This window comes from Arthrobacter mobilis, assembly GCF_012395835.1.
GTDB lineage: Bacteria > Actinomycetota > Actinomycetes > Actinomycetales > Micrococcaceae > Crystallibacter > Crystallibacter mobilis.
The window spans coordinates 30,739-53,177 of sequence record NZ_JAAZSQ010000015.1 but is presented as its reverse complement, the minus strand read 5'-3'; the positions used below and the strand labels follow the sequence as shown (position 1 = coordinate 53,177).

18 protein-coding genes are annotated in these 22,439 nt (G+C 69.7%); 7 read left to right on the top strand and 11 right to left on the bottom strand.

Annotated features, from left to right (window positions below):
- Positions 1 to 4: 4 nt before the first annotated feature.
- Positions 5 to 799 carry a carbon-nitrogen family hydrolase gene (locus tag HGG74_RS14555; protein WP_168487464.1) on the bottom strand — a complete coding sequence of 265 codons (795 nt, stop codon included), beginning with the start codon at positions 797 to 799 and terminating at the stop codon, positions 5 to 7.
- Positions 800 to 844: 45 nt separating this feature from the next.
- Complete coding sequence (locus tag HGG74_RS14550; RefSeq protein WP_168487462.1) at positions 845 to 2,191, bottom strand: MFS transporter; 1,347 nt, start codon at positions 2,189 to 2,191, stop codon at positions 845 to 847.
- 557 nt (positions 2,192 to 2,748) lie between these two features.
- Between HGG74_RS14550 and HGG74_RS14545 the strand changes: the two genes are divergently transcribed.
- Genes HGG74_RS14545 through HGG74_RS14535 form a run of 3 tightly spaced genes read left to right on the top strand, consistent with a single transcriptional unit; the run spans position 2,749 to position 6,589 of the window.
- Positions 2,749 to 4,227 (top strand): APC family permease, encoded by a 1,479-nt coding sequence (locus HGG74_RS14545; RefSeq protein WP_168487460.1) that lies wholly within the window; start codon positions 2,749 to 2,751, stop codon positions 4,225 to 4,227.
- 22 nt (positions 4,228 to 4,249) lie between these two features.
- Positions 4,250 to 4,888: a TetR/AcrR family transcriptional regulator gene (locus tag HGG74_RS14540; protein ID WP_168487458.1), complete on the top strand. Its 639-nt coding sequence runs from the start codon at positions 4,250 to 4,252 to the stop codon at positions 4,886 to 4,888.
- Between the two features lie 51 nt (positions 4,889 to 4,939).
- A complete protein-coding gene (locus tag HGG74_RS14535) occupies positions 4,940 to 6,589 on the top strand; it encodes an amidohydrolase (RefSeq protein ID WP_205761967.1) in 1,650 nt (549 codons plus the stop codon).
- A 143-nt stretch (positions 6,590 to 6,732) separates the two neighbouring features.
- Here the strand turns inward: HGG74_RS14535 and HGG74_RS14530 are convergent, their stop codons facing one another.
- From HGG74_RS14530 to HGG74_RS14515, 4 genes are all read right to left on the bottom strand, one after another.
- On the bottom strand, positions 6,733 to 7,413 hold the full coding sequence (locus HGG74_RS14530) for a haloacid dehalogenase type II (protein WP_168487456.1): 681 nt from the start codon (positions 7,411 to 7,413) through the stop codon (positions 6,733 to 6,735).
- A gap of 70 nt (positions 7,414 to 7,483) precedes the next feature.
- Complete coding sequence (locus HGG74_RS14525; protein WP_168487411.1) at positions 7,484 to 7,762, bottom strand: hypothetical protein; 279 nt, start codon at positions 7,760 to 7,762, stop codon at positions 7,484 to 7,486.
- 141 nt (positions 7,763 to 7,903) lie between these two features.
- A complete protein-coding gene (locus tag HGG74_RS14520; protein ID WP_168487455.1) occupies positions 7,904 to 8,506 on the bottom strand; it encodes an NADPH-dependent FMN reductase in 603 nt (200 codons plus the stop codon).
- Positions 8,507 to 8,596: 90 nt separating this feature from the next.
- The gene (locus HGG74_RS14515; protein WP_168487453.1) at positions 8,597 to 11,545 is read right to left on the bottom strand and encodes an aminotransferase; all 2,949 of its coding nucleotides are present in this window, start codon (positions 11,543 to 11,545) and stop codon (positions 8,597 to 8,599) included.
- Between the two features lie 188 nt (positions 11,546 to 11,733).
- Here HGG74_RS14515 and HGG74_RS14510 point away from each other — a divergent pair, with 188 nt between their 5' ends.
- Both HGG74_RS14510 and HGG74_RS14505 read left to right on the top strand, forming a co-directional pair.
- Positions 11,734 to 13,308: an APC family permease gene (locus HGG74_RS14510; RefSeq protein WP_168487451.1), complete on the top strand. Its 1,575-nt coding sequence runs from the start codon at positions 11,734 to 11,736 to the stop codon at positions 13,306 to 13,308.
- Between the two features lie 115 nt (positions 13,309 to 13,423).
- Positions 13,424 to 13,939 carry an OsmC family protein gene (locus tag HGG74_RS14505; RefSeq protein WP_168487449.1) on the top strand — a complete coding sequence of 172 codons (516 nt, stop codon included), beginning with the start codon at positions 13,424 to 13,426 and terminating at the stop codon, positions 13,937 to 13,939.
- A gap of 119 nt (positions 13,940 to 14,058) precedes the next feature.
- On the opposite strand, the gene HGG74_RS14500 is transcribed toward HGG74_RS14505, so the two are convergent.
- Positions 14,059 to 16,620, bottom strand: a complete 2,562-nt coding sequence (locus HGG74_RS14500; RefSeq protein ID WP_168487448.1) for an ATP-dependent Clp protease ATP-binding subunit — start codon at positions 16,618 to 16,620, stop codon at positions 14,059 to 14,061.
- 414 nt (positions 16,621 to 17,034) lie between these two features.
- Here HGG74_RS14500 and HGG74_RS14495 point away from each other — a divergent pair, with 414 nt between their 5' ends.
- Together HGG74_RS14495 and HGG74_RS14490 are read left to right on the top strand one after the other, a co-directional pair.
- Positions 17,035 to 17,436 (top strand): VOC family protein, encoded by a 402-nt coding sequence (locus tag HGG74_RS14495; protein WP_168487446.1) that lies wholly within the window; start codon positions 17,035 to 17,037, stop codon positions 17,434 to 17,436.
- A gap of 85 nt (positions 17,437 to 17,521) precedes the next feature.
- Positions 17,522 to 18,691 (top strand): glucose-1-phosphate adenylyltransferase family protein, encoded by a 1,170-nt coding sequence (locus tag HGG74_RS14490; RefSeq protein WP_168487444.1) that lies wholly within the window; start codon positions 17,522 to 17,524, stop codon positions 18,689 to 18,691.
- Positions 18,692 to 18,845: 154 nt separating this feature from the next.
- Here HGG74_RS14490 and HGG74_RS14485 read toward each other — a convergent pair whose 3' ends face one another.
- Genes HGG74_RS14485 through HGG74_RS14470 form a run of 4 tightly spaced genes read right to left on the bottom strand, consistent with a single transcriptional unit; the run spans position 18,846 to position 22,428 of the window.
- A complete protein-coding gene (locus tag HGG74_RS14485; protein WP_246262918.1) occupies positions 18,846 to 19,928 on the bottom strand; it encodes an LLM class flavin-dependent oxidoreductase in 1,083 nt (360 codons plus the stop codon).
- Positions 19,925 to 20,176: a tautomerase family protein gene (locus HGG74_RS14480; protein WP_168487442.1), complete on the bottom strand. Its 252-nt coding sequence runs from the start codon at positions 20,174 to 20,176 to the stop codon at positions 19,925 to 19,927. Before HGG74_RS14480 ends, HGG74_RS14485 begins: the two co-directional genes overlap by 4 nt.
- A gap of 25 nt (positions 20,177 to 20,201) precedes the next feature.
- Positions 20,202 to 21,683, bottom strand: coding sequence for an aldehyde dehydrogenase (locus tag HGG74_RS14475; protein WP_168487440.1), 1,482 nt, complete (start codon positions 21,681 to 21,683; stop codon positions 20,202 to 20,204).
- Positions 21,676 to 22,428 (bottom strand): alpha/beta fold hydrolase, encoded by a 753-nt coding sequence (locus HGG74_RS14470; RefSeq protein WP_168487438.1) that lies wholly within the window; start codon positions 22,426 to 22,428, stop codon positions 21,676 to 21,678. The genes HGG74_RS14475 and HGG74_RS14470 overlap by 8 nt, the downstream gene beginning before the upstream one ends.
- Between the last annotated feature and the right edge of the window lie 11 nt (positions 22,429 to 22,439).

Sequence of the window (22,439 nt, the reverse complement as noted above, 5' to 3'; positions counted from 1 at the left end):
CCTTCTAGTTGGTGAGGTTGTCGTAGGCGGGCAGCCGGTCCGCGATGACCGGGAATTCCTTCCGGACGCGTGCCACCTGTTCCGGGTCGATCTCGACCATCAGCACCTGTTCGTCCGCACCGCACTCGGCCAGCACGGCACCGGAGGGGTCGACTACGCGGCTGTGTCCGCCCAGTTCGACGCCTTCCTGCTCGCCGACGGCGTTGCAGGCGATCACGAAGATCTGGTGCTCAACGGCCCGTGCCGAGGTCAGCAGCCGCCAGTGCTCCCGGCGGGCAGCGGGCCAGGCCGCCGGCACGATGACGATTTCGACGCCCCGGTTGCTCAGCTCCAGCCACAGCCCCGGGAACCGCAGGTCGTAGCAGGTGGTCCCCGTGACCCGGCCGAACGGCGTCTCGGCCACGAGCAGCGAGCTGCCCGCCGTCAGCAGGCTGGCTTCGAGGGACTGGTAGCCGAAGACGTGGATCTTGCTGTACTGGTGGGCGATCCGGCCCTGCGGGTCGAGCAGGATGGAGGTGTTCTTCAGCTGGCCGTTCGCCGCACGTTCGACAATGCTGCCCAGGTGCAGGTGGACGCCCAGCTCCGCAGCGACGCGGGAACACATCGATACAGTCGGGCCGTCCAGGGTCTCGGCCAGGGCCTCGTACTGGTCGAAGTGAAAGTATCCGGCGCTCCAGAGCTCGGGCAGGACGATCAGGTCAGCCCCCTGAATGCCCCGCAGCGTCCGTTCGACCCGTTCGATCCGCCCCTGGCGGTCCTCGCCGTCAGGGCTGGCGACCTGGACAAGTGCGACTTTCATGGTGTGTTCCTTCGTGTGAATGTGAATGGAGGTTTGTAGCCGGTCCTACCGGGCTGCCGGCACGTCCAGGTCGCTGAGCCTGATGCTCTTGGTTTCCTTGGCAAAGAGCACCGAGACCAGGGACACCAGGCCCATGCCCGCCAGGTAGATGCCGATGGCATAGCCGGTGCCGAACTGCCGGTACAGGGCCAGTGCGATGATCGGGGAGAGGGAGCCGGCGACCAGCGACGCGAGGTTGTAGGCCACCGAGGTCCCGCTGTACCGCACGTCGGTGGGGAAGAGTTCCGAGAAGAACGCCCCGATCACCGAGCTGTAGGCGGCAAAGATCAGCAGCCCGCCCACGGCGGCGACGATCGTGCCCCACATCTGGCCGGTGTTCAGGAAGTAGAAGAACGCGAAGGCCCAGACCACTGTCGCCAGCGACGCCCCGACCAGCATCGGCTTGCGCCCGATCCGGTCGGCGTAGATGGCCAGCAGCGGAATCGCCACGATGGCAGCGCCCTGGCCGAGCATGACGGCGGTCAGGCCGTTCTGACGCTCCTGGCCCAGGATCTCGGTGACGTAGGTGATGATGAACAGCGAGTAGATGTAGAAGCCCGCGTTCTCGCCCATGCGGCTTCCGGTGGCGATCAGGATTTCCCGCCAGTTGCGGCGGAACAGCGTGCCGATCGGCAGGTTGGACTGTGCCGAAGCCTGCGCATCGCGCTTGAGCTGGGCCTCCTTGAACAGCGGGGTTTCCTGCACGTACAGCCGCAGCACCAGGCCGATGATCACCAGTAGGGCGGAGAGGCCGAAGGCGATCCGCCAGCCCCAGCCCAGGAAGGCTTCCTCGGGCAGCAGCCAGGCCAGCAGGGCCAGGACCCCGGCTGCCATCAGGTTGCCCAGGGGCGGGCCGACATTCGGCCACGAGGCCCAGAAGGCCCGCCGCGAACTGTCATTGCTGTGCTCGGAGACCAGCAGGACCGCCCCGCCCCATTCGCCGCCGAGCGCAAAGCCCTGGACCAGGCGCAGGAACAGCAGGATCAGCGGCGCCGCGACGCCGATGGCTGCATACGGCGGGATGAACGCAATGAGGGCGGTCGCGATGCCCATCAGCAGCAGGCTGGCCACCAGGGTGGCCCGGCGTCCGTGCTTGTCCCCGTAATGGCCCAGCACGATCGCGCCCAGCGGCCTGGCCACGAAGCCTGCCGCGAAGGTGCCCAGGGCCAGCATCGTGCCCACCAGGGGATCTTCCGAGGGGAAATACAGCTTGTTGAAGACCAGGGCCGCGGCAGTGCCGTACAGGAAGAAGTCGTACCACTCGACGGCGGTGCCGGCCAGGCTCGAGGCTGCCACCGTTGGCAGGCTCGAATGCTTTTGCTGCCGCAGCTCGGCTTTCGTCAGTTCTGTCATTGAAGCGTCCTTTGCAGGTAGGAGCCTTGGCCCGCCGCGGGAGAAACGGCGGTTGCCGCCCGGAATGGCCGGGGAAGCTCTGCGGTGACTTGGGTCACGGCAAAGACTGTAGACCATCTGTATACAACTTGTCTACGCAGAGGGGAAGGCCGTCCGGTCCCGCGTCGCATTCGCGGCATCAGGCTCAGATGCGGGCTGGCCGTATCGAGCAACGCGACCGCCGCGAGTCCCTTGGCTTGGTCGACCGGCAGCGGCCAGGCCATGCCGGTCCCTTCCGGATCCACGACGATGAACGCGTCATGGCGGGCAGCGGCACGGAAAGGCTGCCGAGGTCTTCGGACGCCCCGGCCAGAACCGCGGTCCTGGCCGGGTCCGCGCCGATCCGGATGTTCGGAAACGGTTCGTCCATGTGCTGGAACGCCCGCCGGAGGCGGACCGGGGCCTGCCGGTTCCCGGGGGTGATGGCCCCCTTGGCGTGGCTGTTCTTGTCCATGATCCGTCCTCCTGCAATAGCACTGCGGCTTGACGTGTGCTCTCTGTCACCCCACAATAAGCGAATGGCTTTCACTAATAAAGGGGCGGCGCCGACGCTGCCCGCTCCCGCCGGTGCCGGCGACGGTCTGAAGAAGAATGCGCTCGGTGCCCGGGACATCGTGTTCATGCTGGTCTCGGCGGCGGCTCCGCTGACCATCGTGGTGGGCATCGCTCCGCTGGCGTTGGCCGTCGGCGGCGCCGGCGCGCCGGTGATCTACGTCGTTGCCGCGCTGGGCCTGGGGCTGTTCGCGGTCGGGTTCATGGCACTGACCCGCTACGTGGTCTCGTACAGCGGCTTCTACGGGTACATCTCGAAAACCCTCGGCCGCGTGCTGGGGCTCGGGTCCGGGCTGACCGCGTGGATGAGCTACAACGGCATCCAGATCGGGCTCTACGGGCTCCTGGGCATCCAGGCGGACATCTCCATGCAGTCGATCTTCGGCCTGGACCTGCCGTGGTGGCTCTATGCCGTCGTCTCGATTGCCGGGGTGTGGTACCTGGGCTGGCGCGGGATCGACGTCGGGGCGCGGGTGCTGGCGGTCCTGCTCACTCTGGAGACGGTGATCGTGGCGGTCATCGCCGTGTTCGTGCTGGCGCAGGGCGGCGCGCAGGGCCTCGGTTTTGACTCGTTCAGCCCGCAGGCGGTCTTTTCGCCCGGGTTCGCGGCCATCCTCGGTCTGGGCTTCTCCGCGTTCATGGGCTTCGAGGCGGGGGCGCTCTACCGGGAGGAGGCCCGGGATCCGGACCGGACGGTTCCGCGGGCCACCTACATTTCCATTGCCTTCATTGGCGTGTTCTATGCCTTCTCGGTCTGGGTCATCGTGCAGGCCTTCGGTGCGGAGGCGGTGCAGGCGTTCGCCGCCGGGCACCTGGATACGGGTGACACTGCGTACATCATGGCCGGGCAGTTCGCCGGGGAATTGTGCGTGAACGTAATGAGCGTGCTGATCGTAACCAGCATCTTCGCCTCCCAGCTGGCCTTCCACAACACGATCAACCGCTACACGCTGTCGCTGAGCCGGGAAGGCATCTTCCCGCAGTGGTCCGGCCGGATCAGCCCCCGCTACCGCACGCCGTCGGCGGCCGGCGCCGGCCAGACCATGCTCGCCTTCGCGTGCGTGGCCGTGTTCGCCGCGTTCGGGCTCGACCCGTTCACGCAGTTCCTGATCTGGATGAACACCCCCGGCGTCATCGGCATCCTCTTCCTGCAGGCATTGACCAGCATCGGCGTCGTCGTGTTCTTTGCCCACCGGAAGGACAGGGCGCTGCGCTGGTACGTGGTCCCCTCGGCCATCACCGCCGCCGCGGTCATGTGCGCCGTCGTCTACCTGATGGTGGCCAACGCCGAGCTGATCACGGGGGCGCCTGCCGGGGCCCTGCTGAACACCGTGCTGATCGCCGTCGCCCCGGCGGTCTTCGCCGCCGGCGTTGCCGCGGCGCTCATCCTCCGCCGCACCCGCCCGGAACTCTACCGGCGGATCGGCCAGGGACGAGGCGAATGATCCCAACGCCTAGGCTGGAGGGATGGAACCAACCAGCAAGCCAAGCCGGCTCGGCCGGCCGTTGTCCCCGCGCCTGTCGCGGCAGGCGATCGGCCGCACCGCACTGGCCATGCTCGAAGAGGAGGGGAGCATCTCGCTGCCCCGGCTGGCAGAACGCCTCGGCGTGCGGCAGTCCTCGTTCTACAAGCACGTCACGGGACGGCAGGAGATCATCGAGCTCGCCCGCGGCGCACTCGTGGAGCGCGTGCCGGCGCCCGAACAACGCACCGGCAGCCTTGACGATGTCATCCGCCAGACCTTCGATGCGCTCCGCAGTGCCTACCGCGAGGTGCCGGCACTGCTTCCGCTCATGCTCGCGCAGCCGGTGTCGCACCCGGCGGCCCTGGCGCTCTATGACCGCTTCGCCGCAGCTTTCGAGCAGGCAGGCACTCCGGCGCACCTCATCATCCCGGCGCTGGAGGCGCTGGACAGCGCCGCGATCGGAGCCACCCTCGACGCGTACACCATGGAGGCCGCCTGGAATATCGGTGACGAGGACCAGTCCCGCTATCCCCATCTCTCCGCAGCGCAGGAGGCGGTGGCGGCCAAACACGTGGACCGCTTCGCCTTCCTCGCCGACGTCCTCTCGGCGGGCCTGCGCGCAACCATCGACGACGCCTGAGCTTCCGGGGGTCGTCGCCGGATTTTCGACCAACGACCCAGGAGTTCAACCTTGACCCCCACCGGCCCCCTCGACCTTGTCATCCTCTCGTCCAGCATCCTCCGCGGTGAAGACCTCACCGCTGCACCGGGCTTCGTCGCCGTCGACGGCGGACGCATCGCCGCCGTCGGGCCGGCGGACGCTGCCGGCGAATGGACGGCCCGCGCGGCCCGGGTCATCGACGTCGCCGAGGCGACCGTCTGCCCGGGACTGACCGATGCCCACATCCATCCGGTCCTCGGAGCGGCCATTGCCCGCGGACTGGACCTGTCCGGCATGACCGGCCGCGGCGCGGTCCGCGACGCCCTCGCCGGCTATGCGGCCGCGACCCCGCACACTCCGGGAACCGACTGGATCTTCGCCTGGGGGCTCGACCCGGCGGTGTTCGGCGACGGCCCGTGGGACAACACCCTCTTCGACGGCGTCCTGGACGAAGAACTGGTCTACATCACCCTCTTCGACGGGCACGCGGCGCTGGTTTCCGAAGCGGGGCTGGCCCTCGCCGGCGTCAGCGGTGCCCGGGACCTGCCCGGCTCCGCGTATGTCGGCGTCGACCCTGCCGGGCACCCGACCGGAATGCTCTACGAGGTGGCCGCCCTGGACCTGGTCCGCCCGGTTCTGCCCGAGCTGTCGTTCGAGCAGCGGGTCGACGACGTTGACCGCCTGCTGAAGGCGATGGCCGCATCCGGTCTGGTCGCCGGACAGGTCCTGGACTTCGGCGCGCCCGACATGCTCGAGGTGCTCGAAGCGCTCGAACGCCGCGGCGACCTCGCCATCCGCCTGCGGATCTCGCCGTGGGTGATGCCCGGGGCCACCGAGGAGGACCTGAAGGCGATGGTGGCCATGCAGGGCAGGCACGGCCGGCGGTGGCACGTGCGCGGCATCAAGCTCATGATGGACGGCACCATCGACAACGGCACTGCGTGGCTGTTCGAGCCGGACACCCACGGCGAATCCCTGCACCCGCTGTGGAACGAGCCGGAGGAGCTCGCCGCGGCGATGAGGTTCTTCCACGACCGCGGCATCCCGACCGCGACCCACGCCATCGGCGACCAGGCTGTTTCCTTCGTCGCGAAGACCATCGGGGACCTGCCGCCGAACGGGACCGTGCACCGGATCGAGCACATCGAATCCATCCCCGACGCCGTCCTGCGCCAGATCATCGATGCCGGCGCGTCGACGAGCCTGCAGCCCACGCACTGCTCGCTCTACAGCAAGGCCGACCACAGCGACAACTGGTCCCGCAGGCTCGGCGCCGAGCGGGCCAACCATGCCTGGCGCACCCGCGACCTCCGGGAGGCCGGCGCCGTCGTCGCCCTCGGTTCGGACTGGCCGATTGCCCCGTTCGATCCCCGCGCGATCATCGCCTCCGCGCAGACCCGCCGGCCTGCCGGCAGGCCCGACATTGCGCCGGTGCAGCCGCGGCAGGCCCTCACGGCCCGGGCCGCGCTCGAAGGCTACACCAGCCAGTACTGGCGCTCCGTCGGCGAAACCGGCGGCGTGATCGAACCCGGAGCCCGGGCCGACCTCACGGTGTTCGCACGCAATCCCCTCACCGCCGCACCGGATGACTTCGCGGAGGCCGGGGTCGTCCTCACCGTCGTCGACGGCGAGGTCGTCGTCGACAATTCCCGAACCGCCGCTGTCCCGGCGCACGCTTGAGCCGCGCAGGATAAAGCGCCCGGGCCCGGCTGCCGGCCGGAGGTCTCGGGCGCCTAAAAAGTTACGCACGAAACCTGGTTTCGCGCGTAACTTTTTAGGCGGAACAGACGTTCTACCCGGACTGCCCGTCAGGGTCCTGCCGTTCAGGCTCCGCCGGCGAGGACGGCGGCCAGGTCCTCCAGGCTGTCCACGATGTAGTCGGGTGCCTGGAAGTAGCCGGGGTACTGCGCCTGCGCCCGGTTCAGCCAGGCTGTCCGCAGTCCGGCCCGGGAGGCGCCGTGGATGTCCCACGGGTGGACGGCGACCAGCAGCATTCCGGCCGTTTCCGTGCCGCAGGTGTGCACGGCGTGCTCGTACGCCGCCTTGGCCGGCTTCCACGCGGGGGCGTCCTGGACGGAGAGCAGGGCCTCGAAGTCCTCGCGGATCCCGGCGGCGCGGAAGAGCTTGTCGGCCACTTCCGGCGATCCGTTGCTGAGCGTGACCAGGCGGAAGCCGGCCGCCTTCAGCTGCCGGACCCCGCCGGCGACATCCGGATGGACCGTCAGGGCGGAGAACGCTCCCATAATGTGTCCGACCGCCTGGTCAAGCTCCCGGTTCAGCGGCAGCGGCCGGAGCAGTCCGCGGAGGGACTCTGCGCCGATGTCGGCGAAGCCTGCGTTGTCTCCGCTGGCCGCCAGGGCGAAGCCGTCCCGGAGCAGGCCGGCGAACCACAGCTGCGCGAGATAAGCCGGCGCTCCGGTTTCGGTGAAGTAGCGGGCCAGCGCGGACATGTCAGAGAGGGTTTCGTTGACGTCGAAAACGATGACCGACGGTGTGCTGTCCATGGGCAGGTCCTTCCTCGCAGGTGCCGCAGCCGATGGCGGGCAGCTTACCCCGTCCGCCGGAAACCGGGCCTTAGCCTTCGACGCCGGTGAGTTCGTTGGGCACGTGCGGCAGTCCGGCGCTGGCGGTGACGACCAGCGCGACGCGCCGGGGGGGCGTTCGAGTTCGGCCTCCGGTTTTGTCATCACCCAGGACCACGGTGGAGTGCTCCGATCCGGCCTGGTTGCCGATCCGGCCGTAGCCGTCGGGGCTGGGGACCTTGGTGAAGCTGCCGTTCCGGTAGATCAGCAGGCCGTTCTCGCGGCCGCGGCCGACGCTGCCCCGGGCGGGGGAAACCCGGGGCAGCGCCATTGCCACTCCCGCGGGAGCGGAACGGCATCGCCGGAACTATCCGGCGCACCATGCCGTGATCGGAAAGCTATGCCAGCCGGGTTGGGAAAAGCCGGTGGAACAGCCCCCGCATCAGGCGCCGCGGCACCGGAGCCCGGCCGGCTACTTGCGCGAATCGGGATCCTCGTCGCCGATGTGCCCGGGGGCATTGGCGTCCAGGACGCGCTGGACGAAGGCGCAGTATTCGTCCATGTAGTGGCGCAGGAACTTTTCGGTGCGCTCGTCCCTGACCTCGCCGTCGCTGCCGAACACCTCCGGGTCGAACTTGACGTAGGCTTCGGGGGCATTCAGCTGCGGGGCATCGAGGAAGCTCAGCACGGCGCGCATGGAGGACTGCATCACCGCGGTGCCGATGTTGCCCGGGGAGGCGCCGATGATGCCCGTGGGCTTGCGGGCAAAGGAATTGGTGCCCCAGGGCCGGGAGCCCCAGTCGATGGCGTTCTTCAGCGCGCCGGGGATGGAGCGGTTGTACTCGGGGGAGATGAACAGGATCCCGTCGGCGGCCTCGACCGCCTCCTTCAGGGCCCGGCCTGCCGGCGGGAAGTCGGTGTCGTAGTCCGGGCTGTACAGCGGCAGGTCCCGGATGGGGATCTCGGTGAATTCCAACGAATCGGGGGCGAGCCTGATCAGCGCCTTGGACAGCGTGCGGTTGATGGAGCCGCTGGCCAGGCTCCCGACAAAGTAACCGATCTGGTGCGTGGGCATCTGGGTAATCCTTCCCTGCGTCTGGTCTGTCCGGACAGTCCAGCACACGGCACCGCCTGCGGCCCAGACCCGGCAGCGTTTCGGCCCGGATCACCAGCCGTTGCTGAGCACCTCCTCGAGGGTGTCGACGAAGAACCGGGCGCTGTCCCGGGTGAAGCACAGCGGCGGCTTGACCTTCAGGACGTTTTGCCGGTCGCCGGTTGGCTGCACGATGACGCCGAGTTCGCGCAGGCGGTTGCAGATGGCGGCAGTCTCGGTATCGGCCGCTTCGAGGCTGCTTCGGTCGCGCACGAATTCGATGCCGAGATAGAGCCCCAGGCCGTGCACCGCCCCGATCAGCGGCTGGCGGTCCGCCAGGGCCTCGAGTTCGGCGCGCAGGTAACTGCCCACCTCGCGGGCGTTCTCCTGCAGGCCTTCGGCCTCGAGCACCTCCAGGACGGCAGCGCCGATGCGCGAGCTCAGCGTGCTTCCGCCGGAGGAGGAAAAGAAGCTGCCCTGGCTGGCCAGGGCGTCGGCGATCTGGCGCCGGGTGATGACGGCACCGAGCGGGTGGCCGTTGCCCATGGCCTTGGCGACCGTGATGATGTCGGGCACGACGCCGTGTTCCTGGTAGCCCCAGAAGTAGAACCCCTGCCGCCCGTAGCCGACCTGCACTTCGTCGGAGATGCAGACCCCGCCCTGCCTGCGGACCGCGTCGTACACGGCCGGCAGGTAGCCCGGTGGCAGGCCGATGCCGCCGGCATTGCCGTTGCGCGGCTCGGCGATATAGGTTCCCACCGGCGTCCCGGCGTCGGCCAGGGACTGGAGCATGGCCCGGGCATCGCGGGCATAGGCCTCACCTGCGCCGGCGCCCCGGTGGGTTCCCCGGTAGCTGTTGGGGGCATCGAGCACGTGCACCCAGGCCGGCCGGGTCTCTTCCGCCCGGGGGTTGTCCGAGGTGGAGGTGGACACCGCGTCCGCGGCCAGGGACCAGCCGTGGTAGGACTCCTGGACGCACAGGACGTCTTCCCGGCCGGTGAAGGCCTTGGCCAGCCGCAGGGCCAGGTCGACCGCCTCCGTGCCGCTGTTGACCAGAAGCACGGTGTCGAAGGAGTCCGGTACCGTGCGCAGCAGCCGCTCGCTAAGCTCGGCCACGGCGCCGTAATGGAACCGGGAGTTGGTGTTGAGCATCCGCCACTGGCGTTCGGCGGCGGCGGCAATGGCGGGGTGGCCGTGGCCCAGGACCGTGACGTTGTTGACCATGTCCAGGTAGTGCCGGCCCTGGGTGTCGATCAGGTGCTCCTTCCAGCCCCGTTCGATCCGCGGCGGTGCGGCATAGTAGTGGCCCTGCAGCGGGGCGTAGGAGCGGTTCCGGCGGTCCAGGACCGCGGCGGCATCCTCCTCGGGCAGCTCCGGCAGGACGCCTGCGCCCAGCAGCGGCGCGGGATCCTGGTACAGGGCGGCGAACGCGGGGAACTCCGAGGCCCGCACGAACCGCGGTGGTTCCCCGGAGCCGGCCGGCCGGACTCCGGCCGCGGCCAGCCACACCGTCAGGGCGGAGGTGACGGTGCCCAGCAGCCGGCCGGCCGCCACCGCGGCGCCGGGCGCCAGGGACTCCGTGCTGCTGATTCCGGCCAGGAAGAGTGTGTGGTCCGCGCCCTCCAGCATGAGTAAGCCGGGCGCGGTGCCGGTGATGGTGCCGGCGAACGGGGCATGCACCGCGGACGGGACCCCGAGGTGGACCTCCAGGGCCAGGGCCAGATTGGCCGGCTCGGTGCGGCTCAGGGTCTGGGAGCGCGTCAGCCTGGCCTCGCCGAACCGGGCGAGCGCGGCGTCGGCGGAGGCCAGCGCCGCCTGGACGATGCGTGCCTCTTCAGCTGCCTGTTCTGCGGGGCTGCCCAACCAGGAGCCGTTGGTCAAGGAATCGCTGGTCCAGCCGAAATCCAGGACCGCCGGTTTCCGCTGCTGGAGCGAGGGCAGCAGGACGGACCGGGCAGCGGGCGGTTTCGTGGTCCGGGAGCCGCCGAGGCCAAGCGCTGCCCGGATGCCTGCCGCCGCGGCCTGCCAGTCGTAGGCGGCCGGGGTTTCGAAGATCGTCCACTCACGGGCGAGGGCCGCTTCGGCGTAGCCGTTGCCGGGATCGACGGCGACCTGCTGCTCCCCGCTGACCACCAGGACAGCTCCGCGCAGCACGATCAGCGGCCAGAGCGCATCCAGTTCCGCCTCCGTCAGCCGCACCTGCCGGTGGAAGGCCTCGATGAGCGGGAGCACGGCCAGCGGGTTGTCCGGCTCATGGTGGAAGACGGCGGTACAGGCCACCGCCAGCTCCGCCACGCGCCAGCTGTACATGGTGTCGCCGAAGTCGATGATCCCGGTGGCCAGGGGCCGGCCGGACCCGTCCGGCCGGCAGACCACGTTGTCGTCGGTCAGATCGCCGTGCACCGCCTGGACGGGCAGCTGGGCGCGGAGGGGCTCCAGCGCCGCCCGGGCGCGGGCGGCGGCGGAGGCGACCAGCTCCCGCTTCCGGTCCTCGCGGACGCAGCCGAGCAGCGAGTCGACGACGTCCCCGCCGGCCCGCAGGTCCCACTGCAGGCCGCGGTCCAGTCCCGGGTGGCGCAGCTGCGCCAGCGCGGCGGAAACCTGTCCGGCCAGCCGGCCGAGATCACCGACCACGGGCGGGGGCAGATACCGGTTCTCGATCAGGGGAGTGCCGTCGACAAAGCTGAGCAGCCGCACGCAGTGCCCGGCGCCGTCCACCGCTACAGTGGCGATCTCTTCCCCGTGCACCGACGGCACCGGCGCGGGCACAGCCAGTCCAGCGGCGGCCAGGTGCTTCATGGCGGCGTTCTGGGCCTGGACCTCGGCCCGGGCGAAGGCCGGGTTGCTGATCTTCAGCAGGTGGCGGCCGGCGGGGGATTCGACCAGGAAGTTCCGGTCCTGCTGGCTGCCGAGCTCGCGGACGGGACCCTCCACGCCGAAGAGTTCCCGGGCCCAGAGCGCGGCCTGTTCCGGCGGGACGTTCGGCCGGGGCAGTCCGGTGGCTGACGTCGCTGCAGTCATGCTGGCTCCCTTGTTCCTGATGGCGGACTTGGTGGACGGGGCGGCGCGGCGGGACAGCCCGGCCGAAAAAATCTTGTGAAGTTGTGACCCTAACCATAATATGAACGTTGTTCGTTTAGCGCGAGGGCCTTCGGCTCAAGCAGGTTGACAGCGCCGGGCGGCCTCTGGCCCGGCAGATTAAGGACAGCATGAACAAGAACACACCTTCCGCAGGCACCGCTGCGCCTCCCGGCCGCCGGGCTTCCGGGCTGTCGGCCAAGGGGCTCGGCGCCGGAACGGTCGGACTGGCAGGCGCCACCGTCATTGGCGTTTCGGCCATCGCTCCCGCCTACACGCTCACCGGAGCCCTGGGGCCTGCGGTGGCCGAGGTCGGGGCCCACCTGCCCGGCATCCTGCTGATCGGATTTATCCCGATGCTGCTGGTGGCCTTCGGCTACCGCGAGCTCAACCGTGCCATGCCTGACAGCGGAACCTCCTTCACCTGGGCCGCCCGGGCCTTCGGGCCGTGGGTCGGCTGGATGGCCGGGTGGGGCCTGTGCGCGGCGACCATCATCGTGCTGAGCAACCTCGCAGGCATCGCCGTCGACTTCTTCTACCTGCTGCTCTCGCAGCTCACCGGCAACGCGGACCTGGCCAGCCTGGCCGCGAACCCGCTGGTCAACGTGGCCACCTGCCTGGCCTTCATGCTGGCGGCCACCTGGGTATCGTGCCGGGACATGCAGACGACCCAGAAGCTGCAGTACTGGCTGGTCGGGTTCCAGATCCTGGTGATGGTGGGCTTCGGCGTGGCCGCACTGGTCCGCCTCGCGGACGGATCGGCCTTCGACCCCACCCCCATCCAGGCAGAGTGGTTCAACCCGTTTGGCGCGGGTTCGGCGAGCGCGGTGGTGGCCGGCCTGTCGCTGACGCTGTTCATGTTCTGGGGCTGGGATGTCACCCTGACCATGTCCGAGGAAACCAAGGGGTCCTCCAGCACGCCCGGGCGGGCCGCGACGCTGACGATGGTGGTGATCGTGGGCATCTACCTGCTTGTCTCGGTGGCGCTGCTGGCCTTCGCCGGCACCGGCTCCGCGGGCGTGGGGCTGGGCAATCCGGAGATCCAGGGGAACGTGTTCTTTGCCCTGGCCGGCCCGGTGATGGGACCGCTGGCCGTGCTGGTCTCCATCGCGGTGCTCTCCAGTTCGGCCTCGTCGCTGCAGTCCACGTTCGTGTCGCCGGCCCGGACGCTGCTGGCCATGGGGCACTACGGGGCGCTGCCGGCGCGCTTCGCCTCGGTGAGCAAGCGGTTCTCCACCCCGGTGTTCGCCACCGTGGTCTCCTCGCTGATCGCCTCGACGTTCTACGCCGTCATGCGCCTGGTGAGCGAAGATGTCCTGTGGGACACGATCACCGCGCTGGGCGTGATGGTGTGCTTCTACTACGGGCTGACCGCCTACTCCTGCGTCTGGTACTTCCGCAAGCAGTGGACCGCCAGCATCCGGAGTTTCTTCTTCACGCTGCTGTTCCCGCTCACCGGTGCGGTGGTGCTGACCATCCTGTTCTTCACCACGCTCATCGACAGCATGGACCCGGCCTACGGCAGCGGCTCGAGCGTCTTCGGCGTGGGCCTGGTCTTCATCCTGGCGGTGGTGGTGCTCCTCTCCGGGGCGGTAGTGATGTTCGTCCAGGCCCGCCGCAGGCCGGACTTCTTCCACGGGCTCATCCTGCCCCGCGGTGCCGCCGGAGCGGCCCGGGCGCAGGAAGAGGAACTCGAGTACGTCTGAGCTTAGGCATTGCGGCCGGGACCATCGCCGGCCTGCAGCAGCTAGCGCTGGTGCGGTGCCGGCACAGCCCGTACCCTCGGAACCGGAGGGACCAGAGGCCACGGAGGCGCCGGACATGGGACAGGCAGAGATCGCCAACGCGTTAAGGAACGCCCGCGAGTACCTGGGCAGCCACCCGGAGCAGGCACGCTACCGCGACTCGGCGGCTACCGCCGTGGTGGAGGAAGGCCTGCGGGTGCGGGTGGACGGTGCCGACGGCGCGTCGGTCGTCACCGACATGGTCACGGGGATCGGCGGCGGCGGCACGGCTCCCTCACCGGGGTGGCTGTTCAGGGCAGCCCACGCTTCGTGCGTGGCCACGCTGATCACGATGCGCGCCGCGGAGGCCGGCGTGACGCTGACCCGGCTCGAGGTGACGGTGGACAGCGAATCCGACGACCGCGGCATCCTCGGCCTCGACGACGGCATGCCCGCCGGTCCGCTCGCTGCACGCGTCGTGGTCCGGGTTGCCTCCGCCGGGGCGGACGAGGCGGCCGTCCGTGGGATCGTCGCGTGGGCAGCGGCGCACTGTCCCGTCGACGACGCCGTGCGGCGTCCGGTCCCGGTAGAGCTCGAAGTCGAGACCGGCTGAGGCAACTGCGCCAGACGGGGCCGGCCGGGAAGAAGAATCCTTCCCGGCCGGCCCCGTGCTGCGGACTGCCTGGCGCGTTCCGCCTTCCACTCGCTGCGCTCGCGGCGGGACCCTCGGCGCTACGCGGCCGCCGCCACGGCAGCGGCCTCCACGGCCAGCGCTTCGCCGTCGACGGAGACAACAACCCGTCCGCCCTCGGCCAGGCGGCCGGCCACCAGCAGGTCCGCGACCGCGTCGTCGAGCTCGCGCTGGATGACCCGGCGCAGCGGCCGGGCGCCGTACTCGGGCTCGTAGCCGCGCTCGGCGATCCAGTCCACGGCCGCCTCATCCACGGACAGGCCAATGCCCTGGGCCGCCAGCCGGGCCTCGGTCCGGCGCAGCTGCAGCCGCACAATGGCCCGCAGCTGCTCCTTATCCAGCTTGCGGAACAGCACGATCTCGTCGATCCGGTTCAGGAACTCCGGCCGCATCGTTTCGCGCAGCCGGCCCATCACCCGGTCCCGCAGCGCCTTCTCGCCGCCGAAGCCGTCACCGCCGTTGGCGGTGAAGCCCAGCGCCCCGCCGCGGCTGGCCAGGAACTCCGATCCGAGGTTGCTGGTCATGATCACCACGGTGTTGCGGAAGTCCACCGTGCGGCCCTGGCCGTCGGTCAGCCGGCCGTCGTCGAGCACCTGCAGCAGCAGGTTGAACACATCCGGGTGCGCCTTCTCGATCTCGTCCAGCAGCACCACGGAGTACGGCCGGCGCCGCACGCGCTCGGTCAGCTGCCCGGCCTCGTCATAGCCGACGTAGCCCGGAGGGGCACCGACCAGCCGGCTGGCGGTGTGCCGCTCGCCGAACTCGCTCATGTCGAAGCGGACCATGGCGTTTTCGTCGCCGAACAGCGACTCCGCCAGCGCCTTGGCCAGTTCGGTCTTGCCCACGCCGGTGGGGCCCAGGAACAGGAAGCTGCCCACCGGCCTGCCCTCGTCACCGAGTCCGGTGCGGTTGCGCCGCACGGCCTTGGCAATGGCGGCCACGGCGTCGTCCTGGCCGACCACCCGGGAGTGCAGGTCCTCCTCGAGCCGGCCCAGGCGCTCCCGGTCGCCCTCGGTCAGCCGGGCGGCCGGGATGCCGGTGGCCCGGGAAACGATCCGGGCGATCTCGGCTTCGCCGACGACGGCGGACTGCGCACCCTGGCCGTCGCCCGGGTTGTCCTTCAGGGCTGCGGCGATCCGGCCGTTGAGCGCCTCGATCTCGTCGCGCAGCCGCGAGGCCTCCTCGTAGTCTTCCCTGGCGACGGCGGAGTTCTTGGCCGACTCCAGTTCCGCGACCTTGCCGCGCAGCGCGTCCACGTCCACCCGCGGGCCGCGCTGCAGGCTCAGCCGCGCCCCGGCCTGGTCGATCAGGTCGATCGCCTTGTCCGGCAGGAAGCGGTCGGTGATGTAGCGCGCGGACATTTCGACGGCAGCGCGCAGCGCACCGTCCGTGTAGGTCACCGCATGGTGCTGTTCGTAGCGGTCCTTGAGTCCGGCGAGGATCCGCACGGCGTCGTCCAGGCTGGGCTCGCCGACGTGCACGGGCTGGAAGCGGCGCTCCAGCGCCGGATCCTTCTCGATCTTCCGGTACTCCTTCAGCGTGGTGGCCCCGACCAGGTGCAGCTCCCCGCGGGCCAGGCGCGGCTTGAGGATGTTGCCGGCATCCATGCCGCCCTCGCCTCCGCCGCCGGCCCCGACCACGGTGTGCAGTTCGTCCACGAAGACGATCAGGTTGCCGCCCTGGGCGCTGATCTCGTCCATGGTCTTGGTCAGGCGCTCCTCGAAGTCGCCGCGGTAGCGGGTGCCGGCGAGCATGCCCGGCAGGTCGAGGGACACCACGCGCTTGCCGCGCAGCTGCTCCGGGACGTCGCCGGCGACGATCGCCTGGGCCAGGCCTTCGACGATCGCGGTCTTGCCCACGCCCGCCTCGCCAATGAGGACCGGATTGTTCTTGGTGCGGCGGGCGAGGATCTCCACGGCCTGCTCGATTTCCTCCGCACGCCCGATCACCGGATCCAGCTTGCCCTCGCGGGCCCGGGAGGTCAGGTCGATACCGAACTGGTCAAGCATCGGCGTTTCGCTGCCGGTCCCCGCCTCGGGGCCGGGTGCCTGGCCCGCCTGCGCGGTCTGGCCGGCTGCGGCCCCACCGGCCTGCTGCAGCGACTGCGGCGTGATGCCGGCCGCGGCCAGCAGCTGCCCGGCGGGCGACTCCTGGTTCAGCACGAACGCGAAGAACAGATGCTCGGGATCGATGTAGGTGGACCCGAACGCGCGGGCCACCTGGTAGGCCTCGAGCAGGGCGCGCTGGGCCGAGGGCGTGAGCGACGGCGGGGAGTCGGGCCGTTCATCGGACTTCTCCGGCAGGCGCTGCTCGGCGGCCTTGGCGAGGGCTGCCGGGTCGGCGCCGCTGCGCTTGAGCTGTCCGGCTGCCGGTTCCTGCTCGACCATCACGCGCAGGATGTGCAGCGCGTCGACGTCGGGATGGCCGTGCTCGACGGCAAAGCGGGCGGCCTGGGCGAGCAGCTCGTGCGAGCGGCGGCTCAGCAGGCGCATAATGTCGATCGTCTGCCCGGAGCGGGCCGCACGCTGGCCCTGCAGGTACCGGGCAAGGAATTCATCGAACGAGCCGCTGCCGGATGCTGCGGGTCCGAAGAATACAGGCATTGGTCCTCCTCTTAGACTTGAGTGCCTTCGGCTCAAGTTAACGCAGGCGATGCCATTTTATTCCGGAGCGTTTCCGGCGCAAGTTTCATGGCGGAGCCGGTGGCGCCGCAGGTGGTTCGGATGCCCGGGTGGTTAAACGTAAAGATCGGATAACGGGGCAGCTTTAGAGACAGAATGGTCTGTCCTTGCTAAGCCTGCTGTGCTTTTATGGGGCGCAGGGAAATTCCAAGGCCTATCCTGCGCGGTCACCCGCTGAGGGCCGGGCAGGATATCCCGCCTCCGGGCTTGCCCCCCAATGAGCACGGAGGCTGCAGGTGCGGCCCCCGATGTCCCCATTCCCCCAAGAAACATCGGGGGCCGCACTTATTCCGGCCGGATTTTGACTGTGCTCCGCAGCCGGGCAATGATCGGGGGATGGAGACACTCAGCAGCCGGATCCTCCTCCGGCCGTCCGACCCGGGCAAGAGCCGGGCCTTCTACCGGGACACACTCGGACTGGCCGTGTACCGCGAGTTCGGCGACCCGGAGAACCCCGGGCTGGTGTTCTTCCTGGGCAACGGCCTGCTGGAAGTCTCCGGGCAGCGCGACGCCGAGGGGCCGGGACGGCTGGAGCTGTGGCTCCAGGTCCGGGACCTGGCCGCCGAGCACCGCCGGCTGCAGGAGGCCGGGGTTGGCATCCTGCGGGCGCCGCTGCAGGAGCCGTGGGGCCTGCTGGAAATGTGGATCGAGGATCCCGACGGCGTGCGGATCGTGCTGGTGGAAATTCCCGCGGACCATCCGCTGCGCCGGGACCAGCGGAGTGTGGCGGACCTGTAGATCGGCTAGTCGCACACGGCTAGCGCTCCGCAGCACCCCCGCCCTCACGGGCTCGGGCGGGGCCCCTGCTGCTACGCTTGGCGCCATGCTGCGACCCAAAATCCTGGCAATGATCCTGGCCGGCGGCCCGGGCGGGCGGCTGGGGGCGCTGACCGACAGGCGGTCCAAGCCCTCGCTGCCGGTCGGCGGGCACTACCGGATGATCGACATCCCGCTGTCCAACCTGGCGCACAGCAAGATCGCTGACGTGTGGGTGGTGGAGCAGTACCTGCCGTTTTCGCTCAACGACCACGTCGCCAACGGCCGCCCATGGGACCTGGACCGGACCGACGGCGGCCTGCGGATCCTGCCGCCGTACCAGGGCGCGGCGGGGGAGGGGTTCGCCGAAGGCAACGCGGATGCGCTGCACCGGCAGGCCGGGCTGGTCCGGGACTTCAACCCCGACCTGGTGCTGGTGCTCAGCGCCGACCACCTGTACCGGCTGGACTACCGCGACGTGGTGGACACCCACTATGAGGCCGGGGCCGACCTGACCATGGTCACCACCAAGGTCGGCGGCGATGTCTCCCGCTACAGCGTGGTCGAGGTGGAGGGCGGCAGGGTGACCGGCTTCGAGTACAAGCCGGAGCAGCCCAAGACGGACCTGGTGGCCGCCGAGGTGTTCCTCTACAACGCGGACGTGCTGCTGGAGACGATGGACCGGCTCGCAGCGGAGAACGGCGAGGGCCTGAAGGACTACGGGGATGTGCTGGTGCCGCACCTGGTGGAGCACGCCACGGTCGCCGAGCACCGGCATGACGGGTACTGGCGGGATCTGGGCACCATCCCGAGCTTCTGGGAAGCGCATATGCAGCTGCTGGACGGGACCGGCTTCAACCTGCAGGAGCAGGGCTGGCCGGTGCGCACCGCCAGCCCGCAGCTGATGCCGGCCTTCGTGGCCTCCGCAGCCAGGATCGAGGGGAGCCTGGTCTCGGCAGGTTCCACCGTCCACGGCACGGTGGTGCGCAGCGTCGTCGGACCCGGTGCGGTCGTCGAGGAGGGCGCGGTGGTCAGGGATTCGGTGCTGCTGCACGGGGTGCGCGTGGAGGCCGGCGCGGAACTGGTGCGCACGGTGGCCGACGACCGGGCTATGGTCGGCCGGAACGCCAAGGTGGGCGGCGACGGCGACATTACCGTCCTCGGGCAGGACAGCAAGGTGGCCGCCGGGACCTCCGTGGCGGCAGGGGAGCAGCTGGAGCCGGACAGCGGCCGCTGATGTGTCCCTGCCCCGGCAGGAGGCAGGGACACATCAGCGGCCGGCGGCGCAGGTCGGCCGCTGGTCCGCACGGCCAGCCGGACGACCCGGCACGGGCCCAATCCGTTGGCCTCCGGTGCACCGGAGCGTTGCCGTGGCTAACCGCCAGCTGGCATCAACGTGCCGCCGATGCGGGCTGCTCCTGGAAGGCCGGCATGACATGCTCGACGAAGAGCTCGAGGGAGCGTTTCTTCTCCTCATGGGTCAGGCTGTTGTCGGACCAGAGGCTGAACTCGTTAACGCCGAGTGCTTCGTAGTGGCGCAGGCGCTCGATGATTTCGTCGGGCGTTCCGATCATCGCTGTTTTGTGGAGGGACTCCGGCGTGAACTCGGGTCGCTCGGCAAACTTCTCGGCCGGGCTGGGCTCGAGGAACCCGTTCTTCGGAGTGGTCTTGTTGCCGAACCAGGCATCAAAGGTCCTGTAGAACTTCTGGATGCCCTCGGCCGGGCGGCGCCATCCCTCAGGTTCGTCCGCGGAGTGGACGTGCGTGTGGCGGAGCACCATGAGGTCCGGACGGGGAATGCCGGGATTGTTCGCGACAGCCGTGTCGAACTTGCGGGCGAGGTCCTCGACCTCCTCGTCGCCCTTCATCAGCGGCGTCACCATCACGTTGCAGCCGTTGGCGACGGCGAACTCGTGCGAGGAGATGTCGCGGGCGGCGATCCACATGGGCGGCGTCGGCTGCTGAATGGGCTTCGGGACGCTGGTCGAGGTTGGGAACTGCCAGACCTCGCCGTCGTGCGCGTAGTCGCCCTCCCACAGAGCACGCACGGCCGGAACCATCTCGCGCAGGTGCTTGCCGCCGTCGACCGCTGACATGCCGCCCATCAGGCGGTCGAACTCGAACTGGTAGGCACCCCGGGCCAGCCCAACTTCAGCCCGGCCGTTGCTGATGACGTCCAGGAGCGCTGTCTCGCCGGCGACACGGATCGGGTTCCAGAAGGGTGCGATGATCGTTCCTGCGCCCAGGCGGATGCGCGACGTGCGTGCTGCCAGGTATGCGAGCTGGGGCATGGGACTGGGGGAGATGGTGTATTCCATCGAGTGGTGCTCACCAATCCAGACGGTGCTGAAGCCTCCTGCCTCGGCGATGAGCGCGAGTTCCGTCAGGTTCTCGAAGCATTCGCGGTGTGAGACGCTCTCGTCCCAGCGCTCCATGTGGACGAAGAGGGAAAAGCGCATTGGTGACTCCTTCATTCTGCGGCGGTTTTGGCCGACGGGTCGCGGGTGGGTACAGCCGCCGGGGCTGCGGCGGCCTGCTGGCGTTCGGCGATGGTCTGGTCCGCCTTGGACCAGTGCGTGACGGGCACCTCGCGGATGATCACGGTGGTGTTCTCCGGCAGGGCGCCGACGGATTCCTCCGCGGCGCGGTGCAGGGCCGAGACCAGGGCGCGCAGCTGTTCGGGGCTGCGGCCCTCGGCGATGGAGACATCGATCAGCGGCATGAACTGTTCCTCTTCCGGTCGGGTGTTAGCTGCGCAGGACGAAGGGATCGGCCACGGGCCCTTCGTCGGTGTTGATCCACACGCTCTTCAGCCGCGTGTACTCGTTCATGGACTCGATGCCGTGCTCGATCCCGACCCCGCTGTTCTTGAACCCCTGGCGCGGGGACATCGGGGACATCGCCCGGTAGGTGTTCACCCAGACGGTGCCGGCCTCCAGCCGGCGGGCCATGCGGTGCGCCCGGGCCAGGTTCTGCGTCCACACCCCGGCGGCCAGGCCGTACTCGGTGTCGTTGGCCAGGCGCAGGACCTCTTCCTCGGTCTCGAACGGCATGATCGCTGCGACCGGGCCGAAGATCTCCTCGCGCACCACGCGCATCGAGTTGTCCACGTCCGTCAGTACGGTGGGGGAGTAGAAGTAGCCGGGCAGGTCCACCTCCGGGCGGCAGCCGCCGGTCAGGACCTTCGCGCCTTCGGAGACACCCAGTTCCACGTACGAGTTGACCTTGTCCTGCTGGGCGCTGAAGGCCAGCGGGCCCAGCTCGGTGCTGTCCAGGGCCGGGTCGCCGATGACGATGCGCCTGGCCCGCTCCGCAACCTTGTCCAGCAGCTCGTCATAGACCGAGCGGTGCGCGAAGACGCGGCTGCCGGCGATGCAGGTCTGCCCGGCGGCGGCGAAGATGCCCGCCACCACGCCCATGGCGGCGTTGGACACGTTCGCGTCCTCGAACACGATGTTGGGGCTCTTGCCGCCCAGCTCCAGCGTGCAGCCGATGAAGCGGGAGGCGGCCGAGGAGGCGATGGCCGAACCGGTGGCGGTGGAGCCGGTGAAGGAGATCTTGGCGATCTCCGGGTGGCCCACCAGGGCGGCCCCGGCCTCGGCACCGAAGCCGGTGACAACGTTGACCACACCGTCCGGGAAGCCCGCCTCGCTGGCCAGCTCGGCCAGGCGCAGCACGGTGCGCGAGGTGTACTCGGAGGGCTTGATGACGATCGTGTTGCCGCCGGCCAGCGCGGGGGCCAGCTTCGAGGTGGTCAGGGTCAGCGGAGAATTCCACGGGGTGATCGCCCCGACCACGCCCAGCGGCTCGCGCTGGGTGTAGTTGAGCATCTCCACCGAGCTGGTGGGGATCTGGTGGCCCTGGACCTTGTCGGCCAGGCCCGCATAGTAGTAGTAGTACTCCGGCAGGGTGGCCAGCTGGCCGCGCATCTCGCGCAGCAGCTTGCCGTTGTCGGCGGTCTCCATCCGGGCCAGTTCCTCGGCGTGCTCGCCGATGAGGTCCCCGAGCCGGCGCAGCAGGTGCCCGCGCCGGGTCTGGCTCAGGTCGCGCCAGAGCGGGTTCTCGAAGGCCCGGCGGGCGGCGGCCACGGCGGCCTCGACGTCGGCACCGGTACCGCGCGCCGCGGAGTAGAGCACCTCCAGGGTGGCCGGGTTGGTGCTCTCGAAATACTGGCCGTCGGCGGGGGCCTGCCAGCGGCCGTCGATGAAATGGTCGAATTGCTCAGTCATGGTTGTTTCCACTCGATTCTTCGATGAATCCGGCAACCAGCCGGGCCAGGGCGGCCGGCTGCTCCACCGGGAGCATGTGCCGGGTGCCGGGCACGACGGCGGTGCGCGCCCCGGGCAGCGCCTCGCCCAGGCGCCGGGTCATCTCCGGCGTCGACCCGGGGTCGAGTTCGCCGGTGACGGCCAGCGCCGGGACCGTGATCGCCCCGAGCTCGGCGCCGATTTCGGCGTCGGCGGTGGCGAAGACCCGGTAGGCGTGCAGGTAGGACTGGATGTCGTTGGCCAGCAGGACGGTCCGGGTCCGGGCCACGGTCTCCTCCGGGACGCCGGAGCCCTCCGGGTACCAGCGGGTGAGGGAGGCGTCCACGCTGGCCGGGAAATCCTCGGCGGCCACGGCCAGCCGGGAGGCCACCGAGGCCGCCTCCTCGGGGGTGCGCAGGCAGACCGAGCTGACGCTGGTCAGGCTCGCCACCAGTTCGGGGCGGAACCTGGCCAGGTGCTGGGCGATCAGGGCGCCGAGCGAGAACCCGACCAGGTGGGCCCGGCCCGGAAGCCGCCCGGCGACGTCGCCGGCCAGGTCGGCCAGCGAGGCCTGCCGGAGAAGCGGCGGCTGGCCGCCGTGGCCCGGCAGGTCCAGCGCCAGCACCTGGCGGTCGCTCAGCTGCCGCAGCTCGGCCTCGAACCGCTCCCACATGGTGCGGTCGAGCCCGACGCCGTGCAGAAGGACGATCGGCAGTTTCGCCTCCATCTCTCCGTCCC